The following is a 3,047-nucleotide window of genomic DNA, read 5'->3' on the forward strand; positions in this document are numbered from 1 at the left end:
AAAGACCAGTGGACCTGCAATCTGGGAGATCGTTCGGTATTCCTTCATCAGGCTGCCTCCCTGAGTGTGGTAAATTCGGTTTCCATGGCCTTGAGTATCTTCTCTATCTCAGGCTTGTATTCCTTGATGTACTTGATCTGCGGGAGTTCCATCTTTGACTTCAGGCCGGTGATCTGGATGATCGCAACACCTGCTTTCAGAGCGGTGTTTGCCTGGTCTGAGTAGTAACGGATTGCCTTCAGAATATCGAACTGCTTGCCCATGTCACAATACGTGTCCACCGGGTCGTATGCGTTCTGCTGAAGGAATATCTCACGAAGCATACGTGCGACTTCGATGGTAACCTGCTGTTCATCAGGCAGTGCATCGGATCCGACGAGCTGAACGATCTCCTGCAGTTCAGATTCCTTCTGCAGAACTTCCATTGCCCAGGTCCGCAGTGGATTCCATTCTGGCGAGACCTTCTCGTCATAGTATGGACCGAGGGTGTCCAGGTACAGTGAGTAGGATTGCAGCCAGTTGATTGCCGGGAAATGACGGCGCTGGGAGAGCTTGGCATCCAGTGCCCAGAAACACTTCACGATACGGAGGGTATTCTGGGTAACCGGCTCTGAGAAGTCACCACCAGGTGGTGAGACCGCACCGATAACGGTGATAGATCCAAGATCCTTGTTCAGGGTATTAACACGGCCTGCACGCTCGTAGAACTCTGAAAGACGTGCTGCGAGGTATGCCGGATATCCTTCCTCACCAGGCATCTCTTCAAGACGTGAGGAAATTTCACGCATTGCTTCTGCCCACCGGGAGGTCGAGTCTGCCATCAGGGAGACATCGTACCCCATATCACGGAAGTACTCCGCGATGGTGATACCGGTGTATACCGATGCTTCACGTGCAGCCACCGGCATGTTTGAGGTGTTTGCGATGAGCACCGTCCGCTCCATGAGGGGACGTCCGGTCTTGGGATCCTCAAGTTCGGGGAACTCAGTCAGCACTTCGGTCATCTCGTTGCCACGTTCTCCGCAACCGATGTAGACCACGATCTCGGCGTCAGACCACTTGGCAAGTGACTGCTGGGTAACGGTCTTTCCTGATCCAAACGGACCTGGAATTGCAGCGGTTCCTCCCTTTGCTACCGGGAAGAGACCATCAAGAATACGCAGACCGGTGATCAGCGGAATGTCAGGGTTGAGTTTCTCGGTAACCGGACGGGGAACCCGGACCGGCCACTTCTGCAACATCGTAAGTTCTTCACCGTTATCGAGGACACAGATGACCTCGTCAATGGTGTAAGAACCACCCTTGATCTCTTTGATCTTGCCACCCTCTGAACGGGGAGGAACCATCACCTTGTGGACGATGTTGGTCTCCTGCACGGTTCCGATGATAGTTCCGGGTTTCACCACGTCGCCGGCCTTGACAACCGGAACGAACTCCCACTTCTTCTCATGGGAAAGTCCTGGTGCCGTGACACCACGCTCGATGAAACTGCCCATTTTCTCGACCAGTACCTCGAGAGGACGCTGAATCCCATCGTAAATACTGGTGAGCAGACCGGGTCCGAGTTCGACAGAGAGCGACAGTCCGGTGTTCTCGACCGGCTCTCCGGGCTTGATGCCTGAGGTATCTTCATAGACCTGAATGATAATGTTGTCACCCTTGATCTTGATGACCTCCCCCATCAACTGCTCGTTCCCGACCTTCACCACATCATACATGTGGGCGTCGAGATTGATTGCAGTGACCACAGGCCCTGCAATCCTCTTTAAAACACCCTTATTGCGTTTTACTTCCACAGATCTACACCCACTGATCGTTTAATTCTCTCCCGCATCGACAACCCGCCTTCCTGTTCTCCCAGAGTGATGACCGTGGGATGAACCGAATTTTCCAGGGTTGTCCGGAGCCTCGGTGGTATTTTTGCCATGTCTCCGCTGTTGAGAACCAGGATTCCAACGGTACCGTCATCTAACACCCGGTGGACCTGCTCAACAACCTTCTCATCAGACTCGGCAGCATAGGTCTTGGTGACCCCTGCCAGCCTGAACCCGAGGATGAACTCACTATTCCCGATTACCGCGATCTCCATTTCAGATCACCAGGTACTTCGCGATCGTATCGCCTGCAAGTTTTGACTCCTTACCACGGGCAATAGCCCGCAGGTTGAAGACTTCAAGCTTTTTCTTCTCGAGATACACCAGGATCGGATGAATGGAGAACGGATTGATCTTGGAAAGTTGCTCCATATGGTCGAGCTGGGTCTTGGTCAGTTCTGCATCGACCTCCTGCTCCGACTTCTCTGTTCTCAGTTCCTCCAGTGCATTGAGCAGTGCAACAGATTTTATCCTGCCAATAATGGCATCGATAACTTCATTTTTACTGCTCATCTGGTTCATCTGCTGTAACTCTTCTGGTGTGAAGGTTGAGCCGGGGATGAAGAATTCCCGTGCATCTTCTGCCTGCCCGTCTCCTCTCATCCGAAAGAGTGTCTTGATGTTTTTGACATCAATCTCCAGCTGGACAAACTTGAGGAATTGACTCCCTCCTTTTACCCCGCGTCTGGCGATGGTGAGAAGATCAGCGTATAACTGCTTATAGAGCTCATTCTCGAGCTTGGCAAATGATCCTGCTGCACATCCATCCTGGATTCCTGCAGCGATGGTCGGGTACATCTTCCACCCTTTCAGGGCATCAGCGACCCGCTCGCATGATTCTTCGCCGAGAATCCGATCGAGAATTACCTTGTCAAGACTTCCGGCAGGGATGAGTACCTCTTTGATCTTTCCTTCCTTCATCCCCTGCATCTTCCCGCGGAGGATCGTCAGAACATTATAGATGTCCCAACGGCGGAGGTAAGCCATCGTGAACTCTTTCAGAGCACCGGGAGCGAGTTCAATGACCCGCTGGTACTCTTTTGCCAGGTTCCATGAGAGAGCAACCTCGATGAGATCGATCCCTTCAAAGGATGTTCCCAGCTCATCCACTTCTTTCTGGTACTCGGTCTCCCCGATCACGCGGATGATCTCAGGAAGGCTCATGTTGAGCAT

At 52.4% G+C, this 3,047-nt stretch carries 3 protein-coding genes; all 3 read right to left on the minus strand.

Annotated elements, in window-relative coordinates; translation table 11 throughout:
• Window positions 1-47: 47 nt before the first annotated feature.
• On the minus strand, window positions 48-1,796 hold the full coding sequence (locus tag LUQ50_RS08875) for an ATP synthase subunit A (RefSeq protein ID WP_300039324.1): 1,749 nt from the start codon (window positions 1,794-1,796) through the stop codon (window positions 48-50).
• Window positions 1,787-2,089, minus strand: coding sequence for a V-type ATP synthase subunit F (locus LUQ50_RS08880; RefSeq protein ID WP_300039326.1), 303 nt, complete (start codon window positions 2,087-2,089; stop codon window positions 1,787-1,789). Before LUQ50_RS08880 ends, LUQ50_RS08875 begins: the two co-directional genes overlap by 10 nt.
• 1 nt (window position 2,090) lies before the next feature.
• Window positions 2,091-3,047 (minus strand): V-type ATP synthase subunit C (locus LUQ50_RS08885; protein WP_300039328.1); only part of this gene is annotated, 957 nt, incomplete at its 5' end.

The sequence above is a fragment of the Methanospirillum sp. genome, from assembly GCF_028679455.1.
Taxonomy (GTDB): Archaea; Halobacteriota; Methanomicrobia; order Methanomicrobiales; family Methanospirillaceae; genus Methanospirillum.

What these genes read in the sequence shown, in the direction of transcription:
- LUQ50_RS08880 (WP_300039326.1), bottom strand. Translation starts at nt 2,089, where the DNA reads ATGGAGATCGCGGTAATCGGGAATAGTGAGTTCATCCTCGGGTTCAGG.